This window comes from Neorhizobium sp. NPDC001467 (assembly GCF_050275975.1).
Lineage (GTDB): Bacteria > Pseudomonadota > Alphaproteobacteria > Rhizobiales > Rhizobiaceae > Neorhizobium.
Genome location: NZ_JBNNPS010000009.1, coordinates 23,748 through 47,863 on the forward strand (window position 1 = coordinate 23,748; position 24,116 = coordinate 47,863).

The following is a 24,116-nucleotide window of genomic DNA, read 5'->3' on the forward strand; positions in this document are numbered from 1 at the left end:
ACACGAGGCGGAAAGGTCTTCCCTCCCCGCCTCCTATTGCGTTTCACCTTCTACTTTGAATGGTCTCGCGCCCCTTACGCAGCGGTTTTGGCCTTGCCATAGGGATCGAACCGTCCATAAAACGTCTCGCCCTTGGCCGCCATGTCCTTCAACAGCGGCGTCGGCGCAAAATGGTCGCCGTAGTCAGCCGCCAGCTTTTCCGCCAGCGCCACGAACGCCTTCACGCCCATGCCGTCGATATAGCTCAGCGTGCCGCCCGTATACGGCGCGAAACCGAAGCCGAGAATCGAGCCGACATCGGCTTCGCGCGGATCGGTGACGATGCCCTCTTCCACCGTGCGGGCCGCCTCCAGAGCGATCGTCACGAGGAAGCGCTGTTTCAGCACTGTGACGTCCACCTCGGATGCCGGCTTCTGCGGATAAAGGTCCTTCAGGCCCGGCCAGAGCGACTTTTTCGCAGGTTTTGGCGGGTAATCGTAAAAACCCTGACCGTTCTTGCGGCCGCGACGGTCCAGATCGTTGACCAGCTTGTCGATGAGCGTCATGTGGCTGGGCTTGACCGAAGCCTCGCCAAGATCGGCAATCGATGCCTTCATGATCTTCTGGCTGAGATCAACGGCGACCTCGTCGTTGAGCGAGAGCGGGCCGACCGGCATGCCGGCCATTTTTGCCGCATTCTCGACCATCGCTGCCGGCACGCCTTCGGCCAGCATGTCATAGGCCTCGTTGATATACCGGAAGACGCAGCGGTTGACGAAGAAACCGCGCGTGTCGTTGACGACGATAGGTGTCTTCCTGATCTTGGCGACAAAATCGAGCGCGGTGGCCAGTGCCTTGTCGCCCGTCTTTTCCCCGAGAATGACTTCGGTCAGCATCATCTTTTCGACCGGGGAGAAGAAATGCACGCCGACGAACTGGTCCGGGCGTTTCGAGTTTTCCGCCAGACCCGAGATCGGCAGGGTGGAGGTGTTGGAGGCAAAGATGGTCGTGGCGGGGATGACGGCTTGGACCTGTTCGATGACAGCCTTCTTGACGGCGCGATCCTCGAACACGGCTTCGATGACGAGATCAGCATCCGAAAGCGTCGCATAATCCGGTGTCGGGGTGACGAGCGAGAGCAGCTTTTCGCCCTCTTCCTTGGTCAGGCGACCCTTGGACACGCTTTCCGCCACCAGCTTTTCCGAGACGGCCTTGCCCTTGTCCGCAGCTTCCTGATCGCGATCGATCAGCACGACCGGGATGCCGGCAGCGGCCGTGACATAAGCAATCGACGCGCCCATGAAACCCGCGCCGACGACACCGACCTTCTTGAACTCGCTCTTTGGCACACCGGCCGGACGGCGGGCGCCTTTGCCCAGTTCCTGCATGGAGATGAACAGCGAACGGATCATCGAAAATGCTTCGGTCGTGCCGAGGATCTGCGTGAAATAGCGTTGCTCGACCTTGAGCGCCGTATCGAAGGGAAGCTGCAGGCCTTCGTAAACGCATTTCAGAATGGCAAGCGCGCCCGGATAATTGCCGGCGGTTTCGCGGCGCAGGATGGCAGGGGCGGCCGGGAAAAGCTGCGCGGCTGCCGGGGTCCAGACACCGCCGCCGGGGGCTTTGAAGCCTTTTTCGTCCCAAGGGGCGACGGGTTTCAGGCCGTCCTTGATCATCTGTTTGGCGGCATTCACCAGTTCGGCCGGTTCGACCACCTGGTGCACGAGGCCCATCGCCTTGGCGCGGCTCGGGGTGAGCGACTGGCCTGTCGTCATCATCTGCAAGGCGGACTGGGCATCGGTGAGGCGCGACACCCTCTGGGTTCCGCCGGCACCCGGAAAGATGCCGACCTTCACCTCGGGGAGTGCCAGCTTGACCGATTTGCCATTGGCGGCAACGCGGCCGTGGCAGGCAAGCGACAGTTCGAAGGCGCCGCCCATGCAGGTGCCGTTGATGGCCGACACCCAAGGCTTGCCATTGGTCTCGATGGCGCGAAACAGCCAGGTCATGCGGCCGGCGACTTCGAACAGTTTTTGCTTGGCGGTTTCGGGATCCTTGGCCGTGGCTTCCTGCAGCATGGAGAACATGCCGCGGATCATGGTGAGATCCGCACCGCCGGAGAAGGAGGATTTGCCGCTGGTGAACACGACGCCCTTGATGGCGGCGTCTTCCACCGTCTGTTTCAACAGGGCTTCGAGTTCGTCCATCACCTCGACGGTGAAGACGTTCATCGACTTGTCCGGCATGTCCCAGGTGATGAGGGCGATGCCGTCGGCGTCGGTTTCGATCGTGAAGTTCTTGTAGGTGCTCATGTCGGGATTTCCTCTTCCCTGAAATTCTTACGCAACCGCTTCTTTTTCCGCCGTCGTCCTCGGGCTTGTCCCGAGGATCTATCCACCGTGGTTAGATGGTCGGGACAGGCCCGACCATGACGACCGAGAAAACGGCGCTCTCCTCAGACCCGCTCGATAACCGTCGCTGTGCCCATGCCGGCACCGATGCACAGCGTGACCAGCGCAGTGTTCAGATCGCGGCGTTCCAGCTCGTCCAGAACGGTGCCCAAGATCATCGCACCGGTGGCGCCGAGCGGGTGACCCATGGCAATCGCGCCGCCATTGACGTTCATGATGTCGTGAGAAATATCGAAAGCCTGCATATAGCGCAGCACGACGGCGGCGAAGGCTTCGTTGAGCTCGAACAGGTCGATATCGGCAATCGTCATGCCGGTGCGGGTAAGCAGCTTTTCGGTGACATCGACCGGGCCGGTCAGCATCAGCGCCGGATCGGAGCCGATATTGGCGAAGGCGCGGATACGAGCACGGGGCTTCAGGCCCATCGATTCACCGCCCGCCTTCGAGCCGATCAGCACGGCGGCGGCGCCATCGACGATGCCGGACGAATTGCCGGCATGGTGGACGTAGTTGATCTTTTCGATTTCCGGATGCGCCTGAATGCCGACGGCTTCGAAACCGCCCATTTCACCCGGCATCTGGAAGGAGGCGTTGAGCGAGGCCAGCGCTTGCATGTCCGTGGTCGGGCGCATGTGCTCGTCGCGGTCGAGGATGGTCAGACCATTCTGGTCCTTGACCGGAATGACCGAGTTCTTGAAGTAGCCCGCATCCCAGGCTTTTCCTGCACGCTTCTGGCTTTCGACGGCATAGGCATCGACGTCATCGCGGGAAAACCCGTATTTCGTGGCGATCAGATCGGCCGAGACGCCCTGCGGCATGAAATAGGCCGGAAAATTGACCGATGGGTCCATGTACCAGGCGCCGCCGGACATGCCCATGCCGACACGCGACATGCTCTCCACACCGCCGGCGATGACGATATCATCCGAGCCTGCGGCGATCTTGCCCGCGCCAAAATTGATGGCGTCGAGGCCGGAGGCGCAGAAACGGGAGATCTGCATGCCGGGCGCCTTGGTCGAATAGCCGGCCTCGAAGGCGGCGGCCTTGGGGATGACGGCGCCACTATCCATCACCGGATCGACGCAGCCCATGATGATGTCATCGACCGTCTGGGTGTTGAGGCCGTTGCGATCGCGGATGGCCTCCAGCGTCTTGGCCGCGAGGCGGACGGAGGGCACCTCGTGCAGGCTGCCATCCTTCTTGCCGCGACCGCGCGGCGTGCGCACGTGGTCGTAAATGAAGACTTCGGTCATGGTGTTGTCTCCCAATATCCCATGAGGGTAGCACACGAGGCGCCCCCTAATTTTAGTTCATTCAAACAGCGATGAAACGCGCGCCAACACGTCATCGATAATGAAGTCAGGCACTTTTTCGACGAAACGGCCACCTCGTGCCTTGATGTCAACCGCCCGGATCTGATGGCAAAGAATGACACCGGTCGCCTGCGTGCCTGCCCCCGTAAGCGAAACCGCATAACCTGCAGTTCGTGCGAATTGTCCGCCTCCGGTGATCGGGGCCACAATCTGCGTCCCATGCTGATTGATGATACGTGGCGAAAGCACCAGCGCGTATCGTGCCTTTGCCTGCTCGCGACCGCGCGTCGGCTCAAGATCGACAAACCAGATGTCGCCACGGTCCATCAGTCGATCACCTCGTTGCCGACCGAAGGCATATCCAGCCACTCCTGCTCTTCGTCAGATCTTTCGGGCCAAGGTGTCCATTCCGCAACGAGTTCCTCGACGGTATATTTCGGACGGGCGCGCGGTTTCGCAACCAAAGCGCCTCCCTCAACAGAAACATCCACTTTGGTATTGGCCGAAAGACCAAGCTCTTCAGAGACAGGCTTGGGAATCGTCATCATCAACGAGCCGCCGACAGTGCGTAATGTGGACGTCGCCATTTTCGCCTCCGTGAAAGTTATATTCTTATATAACTTTTCCGCTCAGCCAGCAATCAAAACGCCTCGGCCGCCAGTTCCATCACGCTGTCCGCGCCCGCCTCGATGCGCACCTTGCGCAAAGCCGTTTCCGGCATGATCTTTTCCATAAAGAATTTCGCCGTCGCCAGCTTGTTCTTGAGATACTCCTCGCGAGCGTCGCCCGCTGCAAGCTTTTCCTGCGCGGTCTTGGCGATTCTTGCCCACATGTAGCCGAGCGTAACCAGGCCGAAGAGGTGCATGTAGTCGGTGGAGCCGGCGCCGGCATTGTCGGGCTTGGCCATGGCGTTCTGCATGAACCACATGGTCGAGGCCTGCACGTCGTTCAGGCCCTTTTTCAAGGCCTTGGTGAAAGGCGCCATCGCCTCGTCGGCGCGGTTTTCCTCGCAGAAATCGCCGATTTCCTTGAACATCGCCATGACGGCACGGCCGCCGTTGAGCGCCAGCTTGCGGCCGACCAGATCGAGCGCCTGGATGCCGTTCGCGCCTTCATAGATCATGGCGATACGGGCATCGCGGACATACTGGCTCATGCCGTGTTCCTCGATATAGCCGTGGCCGCCGAACACTTGCTGCGCCATCACGGCGTGGTCAAAACCCTTGTCGGTCAGGACACCTTTCAGGATCGGCGTGGCGAGGCCCAAGAGGTCGTCGGCATTCTGGCGCTCCGTCTCGTCCGGCGACCGGTGGGCGATGTCGGATTTCAGTGCGGTCCAGAGAAGGAAGGCGCGACCGGCCTCGTTGAACGACTTGATCGTCATCAGCGAGCGGCGAATGTCCGGGTGGACGATGATCGGATCGGCCTTTTTGTCCGGTGCCTTGGCGCCCGAAAGCGAACGGCCCTGGATGCGCTCGTTGGCATAGGCGACGGCGTTCTGATAGGCCGTTTCGGCAATCGAAAGACCCTGCAGGCCGACGCCGAGGCGGGCTTCGTTCATCATCACGAACATGGCCGAGAGGCCCTTGTTTTCCGCACCGATGAGATAACCGGTCGCCTCGTCATAGTTCATGACGCAGGTAGAATTGCCGTGGATGCCCATCTTTTCTTCGAGCGCGCCACAGGTGACGCCGTTGCGGGCACCGAGCGAACCATCCTCGCCCACCATGAACTTTGGCACGATGAACAGCGAAATGCCCTTGGTGCCTTCCGGTGCGCCCTCGATGCGGGCGAGCACGAGGTGGATGATGTTATCCGTCATGCCGTGTTCGCCGGCGGAGATGAAAATCTTCTGGCCGGAAATCTTGTAGGAACCATCGCCCTGTGGCACGGCCTTGGTGCGCAACAGACCGAGATCGGTGCCGCAATGGGGTTCCGTCAGGTTCATGGTGCCCGACCATGTGCCGCCCACCATGTTGGGCAGATAGGTGGCCTTCTGCTCATCCGAGCCGTGCACGAGGATGGCAGCGATGGCGCCCTGTGTCAGGCCCGGATACATCATCAGCGACATGTTGGCGGACGACATGTATTCGCCGACGGCGGCATGCAGCGTATAGGGAAGCCCCTGCCCGCCAAACTCCTCCGGCACGGCGAGACCGATCCAGCCGCCCTGACAATACTGGTCGTAGGCTTCCTTGAAACCCTTCGGTACGGTGACGGAGCCATCGTCCTTGCGGGTGCAGCCCTCCTGATCGCCAGACAGATTGAGCGGGAAAAGCGCTTCTTCCGCCACTTTCGAGGCCTCGCCGAGAATAGCCTCGATCATGTCGGGCGTTGCATCGGAAAAGCCGGGCAAATTGCCGAAACGTTCGAGACCGAGCACGTCGTTCAGGATGAACAGCGTATCTTCAACGGGGGCCTTGTAGACGGGCATGCGCAAACTCCTCCTCTGCGCGCCGGCCGGAACCGGCGAAACTCCATCGCTAAAATATTGACGTTTGCGTAAACGTCAATCCCGTGACGATGCTGTTTTTCGGACGCATGGGCATGCGATATGAAACCCGCCCGGTTGGTAGGCGAGATCGTCAGTCTTGCACGGGCATGGGTGCGTCCTCGGGGTGGCGGTGCGCGCGCGAATTGGCCAATGCTCGATGCCTGTGCGAGGGTAAGCGCGGCACATGCCGCCCACCCGTCGGGACAGTGAAGGCCCAACGTTGCAGCACGAGTGACGTGGTTGAGGCAGGTCCTTCATCGCCGGAACGGTGCCGCCCTGCCTGCCTGTCAAACAGCGCCATAATCCGTCGCGCAGCAAGAAGCGGACAACCTATTAAAGCTGGTCGTGAAAAACCCGGGCAAGGTTAACCGGCTGTTTACCACGTTTGATGGATTGTGCGTACTGAACTGATCTTGGCGCACCTCATTCTTTTGTCTCGCGTTGTGTTGTGAGGCGCCAAAACCACTCAAGGTTGAGGAAAGTCTTGTACGGCATTCTTCGCGAGGGGTGGCCTGCGATGCCCGTGGATGGGTGATCGCGGGTGAATACCAATCAGCGGATTGCCGATCCGCGCTGTTGAAGCGAGCGAGACCATGAACGGATCACGACCCACGCCATCCCCTCGCGGCGAGACGTCCTCCCTGGACGCGCTTAACCGCACGATCGAGGGGCTGGAGGCTCGGATCGAGGGGCTGATGAATTCCGCCGGCCGCGAACGGTCGGCCGCCGACGAGCGCGCGCCCCATCACATGCCGGGCGGTCAGTCGGCCACGGCGTCCCGGCAGGAACAGGCAGCCGCTCAGTCCCGGACGCAGGGCTCTGTCGAAGGTGCCCACCGTGCTCCCCATCGTGCTTCAAGTCATCCTCGGCAAGAGCACAGCGCCGCAGCAAGATCAGCGCCGCAGGCCGCCTCCTCGGCGCAGGAGATGCCGCATTCCACGTCCGGCTACGCGCTCAACCCGCTCGACGAGATCCGTCGCCGTCAGCGCGCACTCGATGCCGCCCGTCATACCGACCATTCTTTCGGCCGCCCTTCGCGTGTTTCGGACGTTCGCACCGTAGCCGAACCCGACGCACGTGCCGCGATTGCCGACAACCGCCCCTCCCGGATGCCGGCAGCCGCCGCTCACACAGCGGTCCTGCCAGAGGCGATCATGAACGATATCGCCGAGGCACTGGTCAGCCTGCGCCAGGACCTGAAACAGGATATCTCGCAAGGGGTCGCCCGCGAGATGGACGGGCTGCGCTCGGAAATCCGCTCGATCCGGGCGATTGCCGAGGATCGCCATTTCGCCGACGACATGCGCCAGGATCTGGCGCGACTGGCCGACAGTATCGGCAAGCTGGGACCACGCGGCACGCCGGAGGCGGACGACCTACGCGAGGAATTCGAGGGGCTGCGCACCGTCATGCAGGGGCTTGCCCGGGAAGACACCGTGCAGAAGATGGGCAGCCGGGTGCGCGGTCTCGAAGAGCGCGTGCTCGATGCCGACCCGGGCGTTCTGCGCGAGGAACTTGTGGCGCTCGCCTACAGGATCGACGACATCAAGAAACAGCTGGGCGCAAGCGACAACGGTGCCATTTCGGCCCTGGAAGACAAGCTGCTGACGCTTGCCGGCGCGGTGGAACAGCTGGGCAACCGCATGGTGCCGCATAACGATCCGATGATCGTGGAGCAGTTTTCCGTGCTCGACCGGCGGCTTGACGAAATCGCCCGGGCGCTGACGGCAAGCAGCCGTGCTTCGGCCGCAGCGACGCTGGACCATGGTCTGATCGGCCGGCTGGAAAGCCGGCTCGAGGGGCTGGCCGACCAGATCGACGCCATGCACCGCGACACGCTGCAATCGGCACTGCCTCAAAGCGCCGGCGCGGACGACGACATGGCCGGCCGCATCGAGGCGCTGGCCCGCAAGATCGACGACTTTTCCCGTGAACAGGGGGCGATGCGGCTCGACGAGCGTCTGGAAGACCTCGCCATCCTGATGGAGCGGGTGCAGCAACCGGCCCGACCGGACGAGCTGACTGGCTACCTTTCCGACATTTCCCGCAAGATCGATGCGCTGGAACGCGGTTCCGTCAACGACGCGCTTGCCTCTCGGCTTGACCATATTTCGCGCCGGATCGAGGAAATCGAGATCGCGCAGCCGGCATCGCCGCTCGATACCGCGCTGATCGGTCGGCTGGAGGGCCGTCTGAGCGATATCGCCGCACGCCTCGACGATGCCGCAACCGCACCCGCCGGCGACGCCGACGCGCTACGCAATCTCGAAGATCAGATCGCCAATCTTTCGCGGCTGATCAGCGAGCCCAAGCCCGCTTCCGCCTTCGAACTGCCGCCCGCCTTCGAGGAGCGCATGACGGCGATCGAAGGCTATATGGCGACCAGCGACGAATATGTGATCGAGGCGGCCCGCCAGGCTGCCGAAGCGGTGGTCGAGGCTTATGCCCGCAATGGCGCCGTGGCCGGCGGCGCAACGCCCGACATGGGCGCGCTGACGGCACTGGCCGAGGACCTGCGGCACCTGGAAGATCTGACGCGCGGCTCGGAAGAGCGCACCCAGCAGACATTCGAAATGCTGCACCGGACGCTGGTCAGCATTGCCGACCGGCTGGACACGATGGAAGGCAGCCTGACACGGCAGGCAATAGCCGAACCGGGTCGTGCTGCCGCCTTGTCGGCTCCTGCTGCCCCCGGTTTTTCGCCGGCTTCGGGCGGCTCGGCTGCGCCGTCTTCGCTTGCCATGCCCGCCATGCCGAAGGCCGAGCCGGCAATGGCGCAGACGGCAGCACCAATGTTTGCCGGCGGCAGCGATCTGCACAATTCGGTTGCCCTGCCCGCCGACGAGCGTATGGACGAGCGCGCGCTGTTTGCCGACGACCTGGAAACCCGCCTTCTCGAACAGGACGCGACCGGCGAACGTCCTTCGGAGGCGCAGCGCGGCGACGATACCAAGGCACGCGGCGGCCTTCTGGGCGGTCTGTCGCGCTTTCTACCCGGCCACAAGGATACCGGTGCAAAGAGCGGCGGTCGCGCCGTGGTGGAACCAACACCGTCGATCGATCCGGTCGACATGCTGCCGCCCGAGCAGCAGAACGAATTGCTTGAACCCGGTTCGGGCATGCCCGACGTCAAGCGTATCCTCGAGCGCGTGCGCGCCAGCCAGTCCGGTCAAGCGAGCCGGTCTGGCCAGGCGGGCGATGCCGCATCGGGCGAAGGCGAGAGCGTCGATTACATTGCCGCTGCCCGCCGCGCCGCGAAGGCCGCAGCGATGGAAGTCGACCCGGCGCTTGCCACATCCACCGCTTCGCGCGGCAAAAACCGGTCATCGAAAGACGCGGCAGTGAAGGCCGGCCGCGCGGCTGCGTTGAAGACACGGACGTCGGGCGGCGTGACGGGCAATCTTGCCGGCACGTTTTCCCGCCATCGCAAGCCGATCATGCTTGCTGTCGGCGCCATTCTTCTGGCGCTGATGGCGATGCCGCTGGTCAATACGCTGACGCGTGGCGACGCTCCGCCGACTTCGGATGTCGGGGCGCTTGAGCCGAGCCGTACGCAGAACGAGAACCCGGCCGATACCGGTATCGCGGCTGCGGAAACGCCCGTATCGCCGCAGGCGACTGACGATGCCGGCACGACGGCGCAGGCACCGGCCGACCATATGGATCCCGCGCCTTCGCAGGCAGCGGCGCCAATAGCAGATGCGCCGCAAGCTGCATCTGGCGCCGGGTCCCAGGAAACGACAGCAGCGCTTGGGGCGGATGTTGCAAGCGCGCCGGTGGCCGACGCAAACCCAGCGCCGGCAGCGCCGCAGGCCACGATCGACGTGCCGGCGACGATGGGCCCGAAATCGCTGGCCGATGCGGCAGCGGCCGGCGATCCGCAGGCGCTGTTTGAAATCGGCGCCCGCTATCAGGACGGTCGCGGCGTTGCGGCAAACCTGCCGGAAGCGGCGCGCTGGTATGAAATGGCCGCAACGCGGGGCCTCGCCCCGGCGCAGTACCGCGTCGCCAATCTCTACGAAAAGGGTACCGGCGTCCCGCGTGACTTCGCCAAGGCAATGGCCTTTTACGAGCAGGCCGCCAATGCCGGCAATGCCAGCGCCATGCACAATCTCGCCGTGCTTTACGCCTCCGGCGCCGCCGGCACGCCGGATTACGCCAAGGCTGTCGACTGGTTCGAAAAGGCTGCCGATCTCGGCGTCTCCGACAGCCAGTTCAATCTCGCGATCCTCTATGCGCGCGGCAATGGCGTGACGCAGAACATCGATGCGTCCTACAAATGGTTCGCGGTCGCTGCCCGCGGCGGCGATCAGGATGCGGCGCAAAAGCGCGACGAGGTGGGCAATGCGATGGGGCCGGCACAGCTGGACGCTGCCAAGGCGGCCGCCGACCAGTGGCAGGTCAAGCCGCTCGACCCCGACGCCAACAGTGTCAACCTGCCCGACGAATGGGTCGGCAAGGGTGAGAAGACCGCTTCCATCGACATGGAAAAGGCGATCCGCAACATCCAGGCCATTTTGAGCAAGAACGGTTTCGACGCCGGCGTGCCTGACGGCAAGATGGGCGCCAAGACGACCGCTGCGATCCGCGCGTTCCAGAAGGCCAACGGCATGCAGCCCGACGGACAGGTCAACGAGGCGCTGGTGCGCAAGCTGCTCGCCGCCAACAAAGGCTGAGCGGCGCCGGCGGCACGACAGACACACGGATATAGACAAGCGCGCGCACGAAAGTTCGCGCGCTTTTCTGGTTGCGACGCACAGCTGACAGCCGAGGTTTGCGCACCGAAAATTGCCGCATTAATCCAAGCTTATGAATTGACTCGTCTAATGCGCGGGCGCATGACGATCGGGTCCGGCCGCGTTGTTCAAACGCCTGGCCGGCATTGTTTTTCATCGCCGCAACGGGCGGATATCGAGCGCGACCGCCGCCCGCGACGGCGAAGCCGTTTCGAGGTCGACCGTGACTGTCTATCTGCCGATCGCAGAGCTTTCGGTGAACATCTTCATCATTCTCGGCATGGGTGCGGCGGTCGGCTTTCTGTCGGGCATGTTCGGGGTTGGCGGCGGCTTTCTGATCACCCCTCTGCTGATCTTCTACAACATTCCGCCGGTCGTGGCGGTTGCCACCGGCGCCAATCAGGTCGTGGCGTCGTCCGTTTCCGGCGCCATCACCCATTTCCGGCGCGGGACGCTGGACGTCAAGCTCGGCACCGTCCTTCTGGTCGGCGGTCTTGTGGGGGCGACAGCCGGTATCTGGGTTTTTTCCTGGCTGCGCAGCATCGGACAGCTCGATCTCTTCATCGCCATTCTCTACGTGCTGCTGCTTGGCACGGTCGGCACACTGATGCTCAACGAAAGCATTCGCGCCTTGCGCCGCGCCGCAAACAACCAGCCGCCCACGCTGAAACGGCCCGGCCACCATACCTGGGTGCATCGCCTTCCCTTCAAGATGCGCTTCAAGAAATCCAAGATCTATCTCTCGGCCATCCCCGTCGTGGCGCTGGGTTTCGCCATCGGCGTGCTGACCTCGGTCATGGGTGTGGGCGGCGGCTTCATCATGGTGCCGGCGATGATCTATCTGTTGCGTATCCCGACCAATGTCGTCGTCGGCACATCGCTGTTCCAGATCATTTTCGTCACCGCCTATACAACCATGGTCCAGGCGGCGACCAACTATTCCGTCGATATCGTGCTCGCCACGATCCTGATGATCGCCGGCGTGATCGGCGCGCAATACGGCGTGCGCGTCGGCCAGAAACTGCGCGGCGAGCAGTTGCGCGCGCTGCTGGCGCTGCTGGTTCTGGCCGTGGCTCTGCGCCTTGCCGTGACGCTGGTGGTGACGCCGGCCGACCTCTATTCCGTCAGCATCGGGAGTTTCTGATGCGGGTCGCTGGTCCCCTTCGTCGTCTTGCCTTCGTCGCCGCGCTCGCCTTCATCGCCCAGCCGAGCGCAGCCCAGGTGCCGTTCGGCGAGGCGGTAACCGCAAGGGAAGGGTTGGAGATCGGCACTTCCACCAGCGAAATCGCCATTGCCTCGGATTTTCGCGGCGCCGACCTGACGATTTTCGGGGCGCTCACCAATGCCGACGAGCTGCTTCTGGCGATCGGCCAATATGATGTGGTGGTGACGCTGGAAGGGCCGCTGGACTATGCCACGGTGCGCAAGAAGAGCCGCGTTCTGGGCATCTGGATCAACACCGAATCGATGACGTTCGAACAGGTGCCCGCCTCCTATTCGGTTGCGGCGACGCGACAGATCGACGACATTCTTTCGAGCGAAGGCGGCCTGCCGATCGGCACCGACCACATGCGCCTGTCACCGACCGGCTATGTCGGCAATGCCGACAACCTGACCGAATTCCGCGAGGCCTATCGTCGCCTGAAACTGGCGAGCGGGCTTTATCAGCACGATTTCGGCGGCGTCCGTTTCGTCTCGTCCAGCCTGTTTCGCGCCAGCCTGCGGTTGCCGGCCAGCGTGCCGGACGGCGTGCATATGGTGCGCGCCTATCTGTTCAAGAGCGGCACTCTTCTGGCCGAACGCGAACTGCCGTTACGCGTCAACAAGACCGGCATCGAACAGCAGATCACCGACGCGGCCCATAACCAACCGATCGCCTACGGCATCCTGTGCGTGCTGATCGCGCTGGTGACGGGCTGGGGTGCGAGTTTGATGTTCCGCAAGAAGTGAGTGGTGGCGGGATGGCGGCTTGTGGCTTTGCGCCAACTGCGGACATTTATGTCAGCTATGCCGTGGCCTACTCAAGGCCAAAAACGCAGACAGCAGCGCAGTAAAATCGAGTAGCAAGTTGACGCAACTCTAAGCTGCATTTTATTAATTTTCCCGTCAAAGGATTTTTGATAGCTCGTACCGATTTAACACGCAACTGACAACTGCTCAATAGATGGCAAAACACCATCCTTGCGTGCAAAATCGCCAATATGCAGCGAATCCGAATCGCGCAGCTGCGAGAATTCGATCAAAAATAGGGTCAAGACAGGGGGCAAACTTGGTGTTGAATATCACACGCTACAAAGCCGATATTGAAAAGCTAGTTGAGGATGCCGGTAAGCTCGAATTGGCGCTACTTGTAAAAGTGCATGGCGCTGAGGAAATTTCACAGACCCTAAAAAAGGGTGCGGACGAAGAAACACAAAAGAAAATAATCACCAACCTGAAGAAACTACCTTCGTTTAGTGTGTCATATGAGTCGTGGTATTCCGAGTGCCTCGCCCTAATCCGTCAGGTTCTTCCTGATCGGTTGGTTGATTTCAAAGAGCATTTTGAGAGTCCCAAGAACCGAAAGGACATCACCTACGCCTCGTATCGCATTCAGGATGCGTTGAAGGGCCTGCGAGTGACCCGCCCCCCGTACGACGACGTAATCGTAGATGAGAAAGCAGGAATTCCTCATTTTCAACAGCAAATAGCTATTCTCAAAGCGGCGCAAAAACGGTTTGAAAGCTCCCTATTCGAGATACGTCAGCTCGTCCAAGCTGACCTGTTTGATAGCGAGATTGAATCCGCACGACACCTTCTAAAAAACAAATTCCTTCGCGCTGGCGGCGCTATCGCTGGGGTAGTTTTGGAAAAGCACCTTCTTCAAGTCTGCGATGACCACAAGGTGAAAGTCACAAAGAAAAATCCGGGCATCAACGATCTAAATCAACTTCTAAAGGACGCAGGAGTGATTGATGTTCCACAATGGCGGCACATCACGCTACTTGGTGACATTCGGAATATCTGTGATCACAACAAGCAAAAAGAGCCCACAGACCAACAAGTTGCCGACCTGATCGACGGCACAGACAAGGTGCTGAAGACGATCGCCTAGCCCATAACCTGCAATGCGGCGCACTTCGTCAAACGTGTGCTAAGTCGGCATCCTAGAGCCACATGCGACTTGCCTGAAGGGCAGTTATGAGGGTGCAAAACCGCCGCGGTGCAATCCGATGCAATGACCGCTTAACGCCGACATCACCCATCCGCAACGTCGCCGCTGCGGATGGGCATCTTAGCCGAAATCACATCGCCGGCAGAATGGCGATGTCGCGGATTTCGTTATCCGTACCCATGATCGCACCGACTTCGGTTGCCGCACCGGTTTCCAGATTGACCGTGTAGAGCATCTTGCCGGCGGCAAGGTAAGCGGTGTTCTTCCCTCCGTCCTCACCCTGGATATCGAAGGCGTAGGTGGCCGGCTTGTCCTTGAGGCCGAGCTTGCCGATCGCCTTCAGCGTGCCGTCATTCGGCTTGGTCTGCTGGATGAGCGCGCCGATCGTGGCGTCGATATTGTACATGGCCGTCTTTTCCGGCTTGCCGATCGAGTTGGTATAGGCGGCTGCGACAATGTTCGGGGTTTCGCCCTTGTGCATGTCGCCTTCCTCGTAGGCGAGCGTGCCATCGACCGTAACGGCACCGGTATCGGGGTGCACGCGGTGGTTGGTGGTGCCGGTCATGAAACGCAGGCGGTCGGCCATCGGGTTGAAGTCGACGACGACGGGTGCTTCCGTCATGGTCAGCATCTTGTCCATCTTTGCGACTTCGGTGGCGGCGCCGGTTTCCAGATTGATGGAGACGATCGCATGTTCCGGCGTGACGCCGATCACGGTCTTGGTTCCGGGGCGGAAATCGATGCCGACCAGTTTATCGACGCCGGTGACGTCCATCGTTTTGGTGACTTCCGGCTTTGCCGTGTCGAACATGACCAGCGTCTTGTCCCCGGCAAGGCCGAGCACGGGTGCTGCGGATGCGGTGACGGCAGAGGCTGCAAGCATGGTGGATGCGATCAGAGCGGTGCGAGCGATGTTCATGGCTTTCTCCCGTTGGTTTCGATCTCTTCGAGAGCGCTTTCGGCACATGGCCTTTTCAGGTCTCTCGACGGGGTGACACATGGCGTCATGCCTCTGGATGCAGAGACGACAAATATTTTTCGCGGCGCATCCATTTCCTGTTTCCTGGTGTCTTCCATATGCGGCCCGTAACGGCTGTGTGAAACCGCGATGACTGGACGAGCCCATGCCGGCCGTGGCAACAGCAGAGACGGAATATTTGCGACCGCGCGAATGTGCATTAAGGGAGAGCGGCTTGGCCTTGGCATCAGACCGATCGACGGATCTCGAAGCCGCGCTCGCGGCCTGCGTAAAGGGTGACCGCGGCGGCTTGCGGTTGATCTTCGACCTCGAAGGCGGGCGGCTGGTGGCGGTGGCGCAGCGGATCCTGCGGCGGCGCGAACTGGCGGAAGAGGTGGTGCAGGAAGCCTTCATCCGCATCTGGACGCATGCGCATCAGTTTTCGCCGGGTCGTGGTTCGGCGCGCGGCTGGATCTATGCCGTGGTGCGCAACCGGGCGCTTAACATGCTGCGCGACGGCAAACGCGAGGACCTGGTGGCCGACGACCGGCTGGAAACGCTGCGCGATGCGCAACAGATGGACGAGATCATGTCGGCCTGGCACAAGCTTGACCGCGACAGTCGCCTCAGGGAATGCCTGGGCGGACTGGAAGAGGTCAGGCGACGCGGCATTCTGATGGCCTATGTCGGCGGTTTCACCCATGGTGAAATTGCCGGCCGGCTGAAACTTCCGCTGGGCACGGCCAAATCCTGGATCAGGCGCGGACTTCTGTCGCTGCGGGAGTGCATGGCATGACGATCGCGCGAGACGATTTCGCGGCCATTGCCGACGAATACGTGCTGGGCCTGCTGGACGAGGCCGACGCCACCAGGCTGGAAACACAGCTTGAGCACGATGCCGGGCTGGCGGACGCCGTGGCGCAGGCCCGCGAGCGATTTCTGCCGCTCGATACCGGGATCGAGCCGGCGAGCGTGACGCCTGCATTGTGGAATGCCATCGAGGCTCGGCTGGCGAAGACGGAAGCGCCTTCGATCGCCGCCATGTCGTCACGGCGCCCTGCCGCCGGCAATGACAACGCCCGGTCGGGCTGGCGGGCGGCCGCGATCTCGGCAATGGCCGCATCGCTGATTTTGGCAGGCGGGCTGGTCTGGAGCGTGACCCGCACGGTGGAGCCGCTGGTGGTGGCAGTGCTGGTGAACGAGGCGGGCGATGTGCAGGCCGTGGTCGAGGATTTCGGTAATGACACGGCGAGCGTGAAGCTGCTCGCAGACTTTACCGTGCCGGAGGACAAGACGATGCAGGTCTGGACCCTGCCATCACGCGAAATGGGACCGATGTCGCTTGGTCTCCTTGAGGACAGGCATTCGGCAAGATTGAGCGGCTCGAGCCTGCCCAAACCGCAGGATACGCAGCTTTACGAGATCACGCTGGAACAGGCGGGCGGCTCGCCCACCGGACGGCCGACCGGGCCGATCCTTGCAAAGGGATTTGCCAAGCTGGCGCGTTGACGTCGGTGGCAATCGGCCTCACCATGCAACCTGGTGCGGATGGGGGAGGATGGCATGCGCAAGCTGGTGGTGTGGAACCTGATGACGCTGGACGGATATTTCGAGGGCGAAACCCCTTGGGACCTTTCCTTTCATGCCCATGCCTGGGGGCCGGAACTGGAAAAGTTCTCCGAAAGGTTCGGAACGGAAGGCGATCTGCTCGTTTTCGGCCGCAAGACCTATGAGGGCATGGCCGCCTATTGGCCAACGGCGGATGAAAACGTCAGCGTCAAGGGCATGATGAACTCTATCGCCAAGCTGGCCGTTTCGAAAACGCTGAATGAGGTTGCCTGGAACAACACCCGTATCGTCAGCGATCCGGTGGCCGAACTGGCGCGGTTGAAACGGGAAGACGGCAAGACGATCTTCATCTTCGGCAGCGCCGAGCTGGTGGCCTCCATGCTGGAGGCGGGGCTTGTGGATGAATACCGGCTGTGCATCACGCCGGTTCTGCTTGGCAAGGGCAATCCGCTGTTCAAGCGAGCGGACGCGCTGCGGCAACTGACGCTTGTCTCCTCCGACAGAACGGAAAAGGGCGCGGTGATCCTAACCTACGCGATCGTCGGCAAGACGTAATGAGTTCAAGTCAGACCGGGCATATAGCTGCATCCTCTGCGATCCGATCGCCATCGGTCGCGCCGGCGTACATGCATTCAACTCGGGGCAGCGTCGCGCTGAAAATGCTGCGCTGACAAGGCGCGGGTTGGGGTTTGTCAGTGGAAGTTACGCCTTGCGCAGCCCTTCGCTTTTGGCTCAGGGCGTTCGGCAATCGATCCACGGGATCGATTGCCCAAGTTTGACCTGAACGTGCCTCAACCCAGAAGCGCGCCATAACGCACCGAATAGATGCGGTCGCGGCCGAGCAGGTGCGCGACCAGCGTTTCGCGTGCAAAAATGCCCTGCATGGCCTTGTGATTAAGATCCAGCCCGCCGGCCAGCACGCCGAAGGCGGGCATCAGCAGCCGGTGGCCGTCAGTGGCGAAACAGGGGCGCCGGACGGTTTTTTCGCGACGGCGGACGGTGGCCGAGGGATGAAGGTGGCCGGCGATCTCGCCTCGACCCGATACGAGGCTCGGCTCGTGGCGAAAGACGAGGCCGCCATAGACCAGTTCGTCGGTGCTGATACCTGGAAGATCGGTCGTGCCGTCGGGATCGTGGTTGCCGTTGATCCAGATCCAGTCGCGGCCGCGCGCCAGATCGGCGATCATCGCACGCAGATCGGCGGGAAGGAATTCGGAGCCCCGACGATCGTGGAAATTGTCGCCCAGTGAAACGACCACCTTTGGATCATACCGGGCGATGACGGCGGCGAGGATGTTCAGCGTGGCGATCGTGTCATAGGGCGGCAGCATCATGCCACGCCGGGCAAAGGCCGCGCCCTTTTCCAGATGCAGGTCGGAGACGACGAGCGTACCGGTTTCCGGCAGGTAGAGGCCGCCGAGCGGATCGCAGACGGCGGCAACGCCATGGACGAGGGTTTCCTCGGACCCTGTCGGGCAAAGTGCGGACAATGTGCGGGCGGCAAGCCCGATGCGATGCATCAAGTCGTTTTGTCTTTCTGTTGGGGCGGTCGCTCCATGGCGTTGCCCGCGTTCTGCCTGTCTTGCCGGTTGCGTGCGGTATCGCGGCGCCCCTGTCATGCGACGGCCGACGCTTACGACATGGCCTCGGCGATCAGCTCGTCCGCGGCCTCGGCCAGCACCGCATCCTGCGCTTCGCCCGGCACCGTTTCGCGACCGATTTCGAGCATGATCGGCACGGCGAGCGGCGACACGCGGGAAAGTGGCCGATGAACGATATGGCCTTTGATTCGCGCCAGCATATCGCCTAACCGGCCAATATCCAAAAGCCCCGTCGCCGCATCGCGCCGGGTTGCCTCCAGAAGAACATGGTCCGGTTCGTGGCTGCACAGCACGTCGTAGATCAGATCGGTCGAGACCGTCACTTGCCGTCCGGTCTTTTCCTTGCCCGGATGGCGGCGCTCGATCAAGCCGGAAATCACGGCGCAATTGCGGAAGGTGCGCTTCAACAGGTAACTTTCCCCCAGCCAGGCCTCGAGATCGTCGCCCAGCATGTCCTCGTCGAACAGATCGGTGAGATTGAGGGCGCCGGCATCGATCATCGCGCCCATGTCGTTCATGGCGTAGACGGCAAGCGAATAATCGGTGGCGACGAAGCCCAGCGGGCGGGCGCCGGCGCGCTCCAGCCGGCGGGTCAAGAGCATGCCGAGCGTCTGGTGCGCGAGCCGCCCCTCGAAACAATAGGCGATCAGGAAGAACCGCTTGCCGCGGGGAAAGGTCTCGATCAGCAGTTCGTCACGCTTCGGCAGCATCGAGCGTTCCTGCTGTATGGCCAGCCAGTCGCGCACCTGATCGGGCAAAACGTGCCAGCGTTCCGGGTCGGCCAGCATGGAGCGGACCTGGTCGGCAAGATAGGTGGTGAGCGGGAATTTTGCGCCGGCATAGGTCGGGATCATCGGATCGGTGGAATAGGTGTTGGACACCAGGCATTCGTTCTCGCGGATGGTCTCAAAACGCAGCACCTTTCCGGCAAACAGGAAAGTGTCGCCGGGCGTCAGCTGTTCAAGGAACTGTTCCTCGACCTTGCCGAGCGACAGGCCGCCGCGCCCGAGCGAGCCCTTGGCATTGCGTTTGACGAGGCGGACATTGAGCTCGGTCGCCTCGACGATGGTGCCGATGTTGAGGCGGTATTGCTGCGCTACCTGTTGGTTCGAGACGCGCCAGTGGCCCTCCGACGTGCGGCGGATTTTCGCATAGCGTTCATAGGCGCGCAGCGCATAGCCGCCGGTGGCGACGAAATCGATGATCCGCTCGAACATTTCCCAGGACAGCATGGCATAGGGCGAGGCCGAGGTGATCTCGTCGTAGAGCTGGAGCGGATCGAAAGGTTCGGCGCAAGCCATGCCGAGCACGTGCTGGGCGAGCACGTCGAGCGCGCCCTCGCCGACCGGCGGCGTGTCCTGCGCGCCGAGATAATTGGCATCGAGTGCGGCCTGGCATTCCATCACCTCGAACCGGTTGCCCGGCACGAGGATCGCCTTGGACGGCTCGTCCATGCGATGATTGGCGCGGCCGATGCGCTGCGCCAGCCGGGAGGCTCCCTTCGGCGCCCCGATATGAAGGACGAGGTCGATATCGCCCCAGTCGATGCCCATGTCGAGCGTCGAGGTGGCGACCACCGCCCGCAGCTTGTTCTCCGCCATCGCGGCCTCGACACGGCGACGCTGGTTGACGTCGAGCGAGCCGTGATGGAGCGCGATCGGCAGGTTGTCGTCGTTGATCGTCCACAGCGCCTGGAACAGGAATTCCGCCTGAAACCGGGTGTTGACGAAGATCAGCGTGGTGCCGTGTTTGTTGATCTCGCGGTAGACGTCCTTGATTGCATAGGCCGAGACATGGCCGCCCCAGGGAATGCGGGTTTCCGTCTGCAGGATCGAGATGTCGGGGGCTGCGCCGCCGATGACATGCACGAGGCCGGCCGGCGGCCCCGGGCTCCGTGCAGGCTCGGCTTCGCCCGCCTCATCCACCCCGGGACCGGCCTGCGGCACCAGCCATCGCTGCAGATCCATCGGATCGGCCACCGTGGCTGACAGGCCGATCGTCTGCATCCCCGGGGCCAGCGTGCGCAGTCTTGCCAGACCGAGCGACAGGAGATGGCCGCGCTTCGACGTGACCAGCGAATGCAGTTCGTCGAGGACCACATATTTGAGATCCTTGAAGAAACGGCGGGCCTCGCCATTGGCCAGCAGCAGCGCCACCTGTTCGGGCGTCGTCAGCAGGATATCGGGGGGATTGAGCTTCTGGCGCTGGCGCTTGGATTGCGGCGTGTCGCCGGTGCGGTTTTCCACCGTCACGGCAAGCCCCATCTCCTCGACCGGCTTCATCAGGTTGCGCTCGATATCGACCGTCAGCGCCTTCAGGGGCGAGATGTAGAGCGTGTGAATGCCCTGGAATGCCGAGCCCGGCGGGATCTTCCCGCGCTGGACGAGGTCGGTAAGAGAAGGCAGGAACCCGGCAAGCGTCTTGCCCGCACCGGTCGGGGCGATCAGCAGCATGTTTTCGCCACCTTGCGCACGGGCAAGCAGTTCCAGCTGGTGGGCGCGCGGAGCCCAGCCCTTTTCCGCGAACCATTTGACGAACGGCCGGGGCAGCGTGACGGCCTGACGGCCGGAAGATGGGGTTTCGACAAGATCCACGCCTACAGAGATAAGCGCGGCGGACGGAAAATGAAGAGGCGCGTCGCTGGCTTAGCGAACGATGTAACGGTCGGTGCGGTGGTTGATGGCGAGCGTCAGGTTCAGGGTCAGCGCCGCAACGACCGAGCAGGCGATAACAAACGGATCGGCTACCAGGAAGGAAAGTGCCAGAACCACGCAATCCAGGCCAAGCTGGACGAAACCGGCACGCCAGCCGAAACGATCCTGCAGGTAGAGCGCAAGGATGCCGAAACCGCCGAGCGAAGCCCGGTGACGAAAGAGGACAAGCATCCCGCAGCCGAGCAGCAACCCACCGAACAGGGCGGCGGTAACCGCCTCCATACGTGCGAACACGACGAGCTGCGGCAGGATCTCGGTCAGCACCGACGTGATGGCCACCGCAGCAAACGTCTTGACCGTGAATAGCAATCCCAGCCGCCGGTAGGCGATCCAGTAGAATGGCAGGTTGATGCAGAAAAAGACGACGCCGAAGCTCAGACCCGTTGCGTAACGGGTCAGGAAACCCAGGCCGGCGGTGCCGCCGATCAGAAGCGACGCCGCCTGCAGCATGACAACACCGAGGGCCGCCAGCATGGAGCCGGCGACGATGCCCTGAATATCCTCAAGCAGCGAATGCCTTTCGGAACTGGAGGCCCATAGGCCGATGGGGCTTCTGGATGGGTCGGCCATGGTCAGCGCACCGCGATATAACGGTCGGAGCGGTGATTGATGGTGAGCAGCAGGTTGAGCACTACGGCGCTCAGGAGCGACCACAACATCGTCGTCGGGCTGACCACGAAGAAGGCGGCCGCCATGACACAAAGGTCGAAACCAAGCTGCACGAGGCCGGCGGGGATCTTGAAGCGGTCCTGGATATAGATGGCGAGAATGCCGATACCGCCGAGAGAGGCGCGGTGACGGTAAAGGCCCAGCAGACCGAAACCGATGAGAATACCGCCGAGCAGTGCCGCCCAGAACGTATCGAGATGCTGGATGACCAGGAACTGCCGCTCCAGTTCGGTGATCAGTGACACCATCAGGATGGCTATAAAGGTCTTGAACGAGAAGCCGATGCCGAGCCGCTTGAAGGACAGGTAGTAGAAGGGCAGGTTGACGACAAAGAACAGCACGCCGAAGGGGATGTCGAAGGCGTAGTGCAAAAGGAATGCGACGCCGGCCGTGCCACTGGTGAGAAGTCCTGCCTGGCTAAGGAAATAAAGGCCCAGCGCCGCCACCATGGCACTGATGAACAGGCCCTGCGCATCCTCGAGCTTCGTATGGCGTGCCGGATCGAGGCTGTAGAAACCCAACCGGCGCTTCTGTGCGCTCCGTTCGTCGGACACGTGATCCCCTGTCTGGCCAGTTTCAGGCCGCTCTTTTTCGATGGTTGTCTACCGCGATAACGCCTCTCGCAAGCGCCAACAATGGGCAGTTGGCGACGGCCGTCAAAAAGCAATAAACCGGCGTTCAGCCGGGTCTGCGCGACAGAAACAGAATGCCATGAATGGCGGTTCCGCCATCCATGCGAATGACGGTCTTGTCGCTGGCGACGAGATCGAGACCATGGGTATCCAGAAGCCCGAGGATATAATCTTCGGAATGGGCGTAGCGCATTGAGGGACGCAGCACGAATCCGCGGTCTTCGCCGGCGTCCTCCACCGAGAAGGCGAACAGCCCGCGCGGTGCCAGAAGCTTGGTCACCAGCGGAAAGACGGTTTCGAGCGAACCGAGATACATCAGCACATCGGCCGCCGATACGAGATCGGCCCGGTGCGGCTCGCATCCGTCGAACAGGCCGGACTGCCGCGCCGGCAACGTCAGGTCGGACTGGCCGAGATGATCGTAGAGCTGCTTGCGCGCAGCCCGCGCCAGCATATTTGCCGAAATGTCGAACCCTTCGAGCCGTTGCGTGGCATCGCGGATTTCCGCGCCGAACAGGCCGGTCCCGCAACCGAGATCGACCGTCGCGACGAAAGGTGCGTGGGGCATGACCAGCGCGGCGAGCTTGCCGGGCACGGAATAGTCGAGCTTTTCCACCAGGGCCGTATCGAAGCGGTCGGCGTAATCGTCGAACAGGCTTTCGACATAGCGGCTGGGCGGCTGCTCCGGCACGTCCTTGGCGCCGAGAAGCGCCAATTTCAGGCTGGCGGCGAACACGTCCTGCGGGTCGAGCCGCAGGGTCTCGCGATAGGCGGCAATGGCTGTCTCGCCAAGACCGGCCTTCTCGCGATATTCGCCGAGCCGGAACCAGCCCGCCGCCCATCCCGGCGCCAGTTCCAGCGCCTGTTCCATCAGTTCGGCAGCGGCGGCGAACTCCTCGCTCTCGCCCAGCATGCGGGCATAATCGGCGCGGCGGTCGGCGATGACGTCGCCGGAGGAGAACTGGTTCGCGCTCATGGCGTGATGGCTTTCATTGCGGTTGCGCCATCTCGCGCAAGCCACAAAAAAACTCAAGTTCTATCTGAGGAGGCGCAGGCACAGTTTCGAACACGCTTGCGATGCAGCAAGGGCATCGTTATGCCATTCGTGCCATCGAAGATTGAAAAGGATGACCGCTTCCGTGAACAGGTTCCTCGGCGATTCCCCCGGCCGCACGCTTATCAAGCTGATTGTCGTCTGCCTCGTTGTTGGCTTCGTTCTAGCCTTCTTCGGCTACACGCCCGACAACATCATCGGAAGCATCCGCTACCACTTCCTCGACATCTGGTACAACGGCTTCGAGGCGGTGGGCGACCTCGGCAACTATCTGGTGCTCGGAGCGATCGTGGTCATCCCGGTCTTCCTCGTCCTGCGGCTGATGAGTTACCGGCGCTGAGATGACGACATCCTTCACGCTTTCGCGGCGGGGTTTCCTCGTCCTGTCCGGCATGGGCCTGATGCTCGCCGGCTGCTCCACCGTCGGCATCCTGACGCCGACGCCAGGCGCCACCGACCAGACGGAGGCGGCCCTGCCCATTGTCAATGAACTGCGCAGGAGAAATGGTCTGTCCGCCCTGTCTGCCGTCAACCCTGCCCGCAAGGCGGCGGCCGTGCAGGCGGTGCGCATGGCGAAGGCCGGGGAGATGCAGCACCTGATCGGGCTCGGTGACAGTTTCTACAATCGCATGAAGGACAGCGACGTGACGCTGCCGGCGGCGGAAAACATCGCCAGCGGTCAGCACGAGGTCGACCGCGCCGTACAGGCCTGGATCGACAGCCCCAAGCATCTGAAGAACATGCTGGGTTCCTATAGCGGGCTTGGCGTCGCGGTCGCGCAGGCTTCGGATGGTCGCCCCTACTGGTCGATGATCCTTTCGAGCTGAGACCG

At 62.1% G+C, this 24,116-nt stretch carries 20 protein-coding genes; 9 read left to right on the top strand and 11 right to left on the bottom strand.

What is annotated here, in order from left to right; translation table 11 throughout:
* Nucleotides 1–74: 74 nt before the first annotated feature.
* The 5 genes from ACQKKX_RS16480 to ACQKKX_RS16500 all read right to left on the bottom strand — a co-directional run bounded on the left by ACQKKX_RS16480 (nucleotide 75) and on the right by ACQKKX_RS16500 (nucleotide 6,137).
* The gene (locus ACQKKX_RS16480; RefSeq protein ID WP_427572127.1) at nucleotides 75–2,291 is read right to left on the bottom strand and encodes a 3-hydroxyacyl-CoA dehydrogenase NAD-binding domain-containing protein; all 2,217 of its coding nucleotides are present in this window, start codon (nucleotides 2,289–2,291) and stop codon (nucleotides 75–77) included.
* A 143-nt stretch (nucleotides 2,292–2,434) separates the two neighbouring features.
* Nucleotides 2,435–3,643: an acetyl-CoA C-acetyltransferase gene (locus ACQKKX_RS16485; RefSeq protein ID WP_427572128.1), complete on the bottom strand. Its 1,209-nt coding sequence runs from the start codon at nucleotides 3,641–3,643 to the stop codon at nucleotides 2,435–2,437.
* A 57-nt stretch (nucleotides 3,644–3,700) separates the two neighbouring features.
* Nucleotides 3,701–4,030: a type II toxin-antitoxin system PemK/MazF family toxin gene (locus ACQKKX_RS16490; protein WP_427572129.1), complete on the bottom strand. Its 330-nt coding sequence runs from the start codon at nucleotides 4,028–4,030 to the stop codon at nucleotides 3,701–3,703.
* A complete protein-coding gene (locus ACQKKX_RS16495) occupies nucleotides 4,030–4,290 on the bottom strand; it encodes an AbrB/MazE/SpoVT family DNA-binding domain-containing protein (RefSeq protein ID WP_427572130.1) in 261 nt (86 codons plus the stop codon). Before ACQKKX_RS16495 ends, ACQKKX_RS16490 begins: the two co-directional genes overlap by 1 nt.
* Nucleotides 4,291–4,343: 53 nt before the next feature.
* Nucleotides 4,344–6,137, bottom strand: a complete 1,794-nt coding sequence (locus ACQKKX_RS16500) for an acyl-CoA dehydrogenase C-terminal domain-containing protein (RefSeq protein WP_427572132.1) — start codon at nucleotides 6,135–6,137, stop codon at nucleotides 4,344–4,346.
* A 653-nt stretch (nucleotides 6,138–6,790) separates the two neighbouring features.
* Between ACQKKX_RS16500 and ACQKKX_RS16505 the strand changes: the two genes are divergently transcribed.
* The 4 genes from ACQKKX_RS16505 to ACQKKX_RS16520 all read left to right on the top strand — a co-directional run bounded on the left by ACQKKX_RS16505 (nucleotide 6,791) and on the right by ACQKKX_RS16520 (nucleotide 14,027).
* The gene (locus tag ACQKKX_RS16505; protein WP_427572134.1) at nucleotides 6,791–10,873 is read left to right on the top strand and encodes a peptidoglycan-binding protein; all 4,083 of its coding nucleotides are present in this window, start codon (nucleotides 6,791–6,793) and stop codon (nucleotides 10,871–10,873) included.
* Nucleotides 10,874–11,156: 283 nt separating this feature from the next.
* Complete coding sequence (locus tag ACQKKX_RS16510) at nucleotides 11,157–12,077, top strand: sulfite exporter TauE/SafE family protein (RefSeq protein WP_427572136.1); 921 nt, start codon at nucleotides 11,157–11,159, stop codon at nucleotides 12,075–12,077.
* Nucleotides 12,077–12,883, top strand: a complete 807-nt coding sequence (locus tag ACQKKX_RS16515) for a TIGR02186 family protein (protein ID WP_427572137.1) — start codon at nucleotides 12,077–12,079, stop codon at nucleotides 12,881–12,883. The genes ACQKKX_RS16510 and ACQKKX_RS16515 overlap by 1 nt, the downstream gene beginning before the upstream one ends.
* Before the next feature lie 322 nt (nucleotides 12,884–13,205).
* The gene (locus tag ACQKKX_RS16520) at nucleotides 13,206–14,027 is read left to right on the top strand and encodes a hypothetical protein (protein WP_427572297.1); all 822 of its coding nucleotides are present in this window, start codon (nucleotides 13,206–13,208) and stop codon (nucleotides 14,025–14,027) included.
* A gap of 190 nt (nucleotides 14,028–14,217) precedes the next feature.
* On the opposite strand, the gene ACQKKX_RS16525 is transcribed toward ACQKKX_RS16520, so the two are convergent.
* Entirely contained in the window at nucleotides 14,218–15,006 is a 789-nt protein-coding gene (locus tag ACQKKX_RS16525) for a DUF4394 domain-containing protein (RefSeq protein WP_427572139.1), read from the bottom strand.
* Between the two features lie 280 nt (nucleotides 15,007–15,286).
* Here ACQKKX_RS16525 and ACQKKX_RS16530 point away from each other — a divergent pair, with 280 nt between their 5' ends.
* From ACQKKX_RS16530 to ACQKKX_RS16540, 3 genes are read left to right on the top strand one after another with little or no spacing between them, the layout of a single operon-like run.
* Nucleotides 15,287–15,841 (top strand): sigma-70 family RNA polymerase sigma factor, encoded by a 555-nt coding sequence (locus tag ACQKKX_RS16530; protein WP_427572140.1) that lies wholly within the window; start codon nucleotides 15,287–15,289, stop codon nucleotides 15,839–15,841.
* Nucleotides 15,838–16,554: an anti-sigma factor gene (locus ACQKKX_RS16535; RefSeq protein WP_427572141.1), complete on the top strand. Its 717-nt coding sequence runs from the start codon at nucleotides 15,838–15,840 to the stop codon at nucleotides 16,552–16,554. The genes ACQKKX_RS16530 and ACQKKX_RS16535 overlap by 4 nt, the downstream gene beginning before the upstream one ends.
* Nucleotides 16,555–16,608: 54 nt before the next feature.
* Nucleotides 16,609–17,169, top strand: coding sequence for a dihydrofolate reductase family protein (locus tag ACQKKX_RS16540; protein ID WP_427572143.1), 561 nt, complete (start codon nucleotides 16,609–16,611; stop codon nucleotides 17,167–17,169).
* Between the two features lie 236 nt (nucleotides 17,170–17,405).
* Here ACQKKX_RS16540 and pdeM read toward each other — a convergent pair whose 3' ends face one another.
* The 5 genes from pdeM to ACQKKX_RS16565 all read right to left on the bottom strand — a co-directional run bounded on the left by pdeM (nucleotide 17,406) and on the right by ACQKKX_RS16565 (nucleotide 23,206).
* A complete protein-coding gene (gene pdeM / locus ACQKKX_RS16545; RefSeq protein WP_427572145.1) occupies nucleotides 17,406–18,137 on the bottom strand; it encodes a ligase-associated DNA damage response endonuclease PdeM in 732 nt (243 codons plus the stop codon).
* A 110-nt stretch (nucleotides 18,138–18,247) separates the two neighbouring features.
* On the bottom strand, nucleotides 18,248–20,809 hold the full coding sequence (locus tag ACQKKX_RS16550) for a ligase-associated DNA damage response DEXH box helicase (protein WP_427572146.1): 2,562 nt from the start codon (nucleotides 20,807–20,809) through the stop codon (nucleotides 18,248–18,250).
* 51 nt (nucleotides 20,810–20,860) lie between these two features.
* Nucleotides 20,861–21,499, bottom strand: a complete 639-nt coding sequence (locus ACQKKX_RS16555) for a YitT family protein (RefSeq protein WP_427572147.1) — start codon at nucleotides 21,497–21,499, stop codon at nucleotides 20,861–20,863.
* A 2-nt stretch (nucleotides 21,500–21,501) separates the two neighbouring features.
* Nucleotides 21,502–22,152 (bottom strand): YitT family protein, encoded by a 651-nt coding sequence (locus ACQKKX_RS16560; protein ID WP_427572148.1) that lies wholly within the window; start codon nucleotides 22,150–22,152, stop codon nucleotides 21,502–21,504.
* A 124-nt stretch (nucleotides 22,153–22,276) separates the two neighbouring features.
* Nucleotides 22,277–23,206: a methyltransferase gene (locus ACQKKX_RS16565; protein WP_427572149.1), complete on the bottom strand. Its 930-nt coding sequence runs from the start codon at nucleotides 23,204–23,206 to the stop codon at nucleotides 22,277–22,279.
* Nucleotides 23,207–23,357: 151 nt separating this feature from the next.
* Between ACQKKX_RS16565 and ACQKKX_RS16570 the strand changes: the two genes are divergently transcribed.
* The gene (locus ACQKKX_RS16570) at nucleotides 23,358–23,624 is read left to right on the top strand and encodes a DUF6460 domain-containing protein (protein ID WP_427572150.1); all 267 of its coding nucleotides are present in this window, start codon (nucleotides 23,358–23,360) and stop codon (nucleotides 23,622–23,624) included.
* Nucleotide 23,625: 1 nt separating this feature from the next.
* Nucleotides 23,626–24,111 (top strand): CAP domain-containing protein, encoded by a 486-nt coding sequence (locus tag ACQKKX_RS16575; RefSeq protein ID WP_427572151.1) that lies wholly within the window; start codon nucleotides 23,626–23,628, stop codon nucleotides 24,109–24,111.
* The last annotated feature ends 5 nt before the right edge of the window (nucleotides 24,112–24,116 follow it).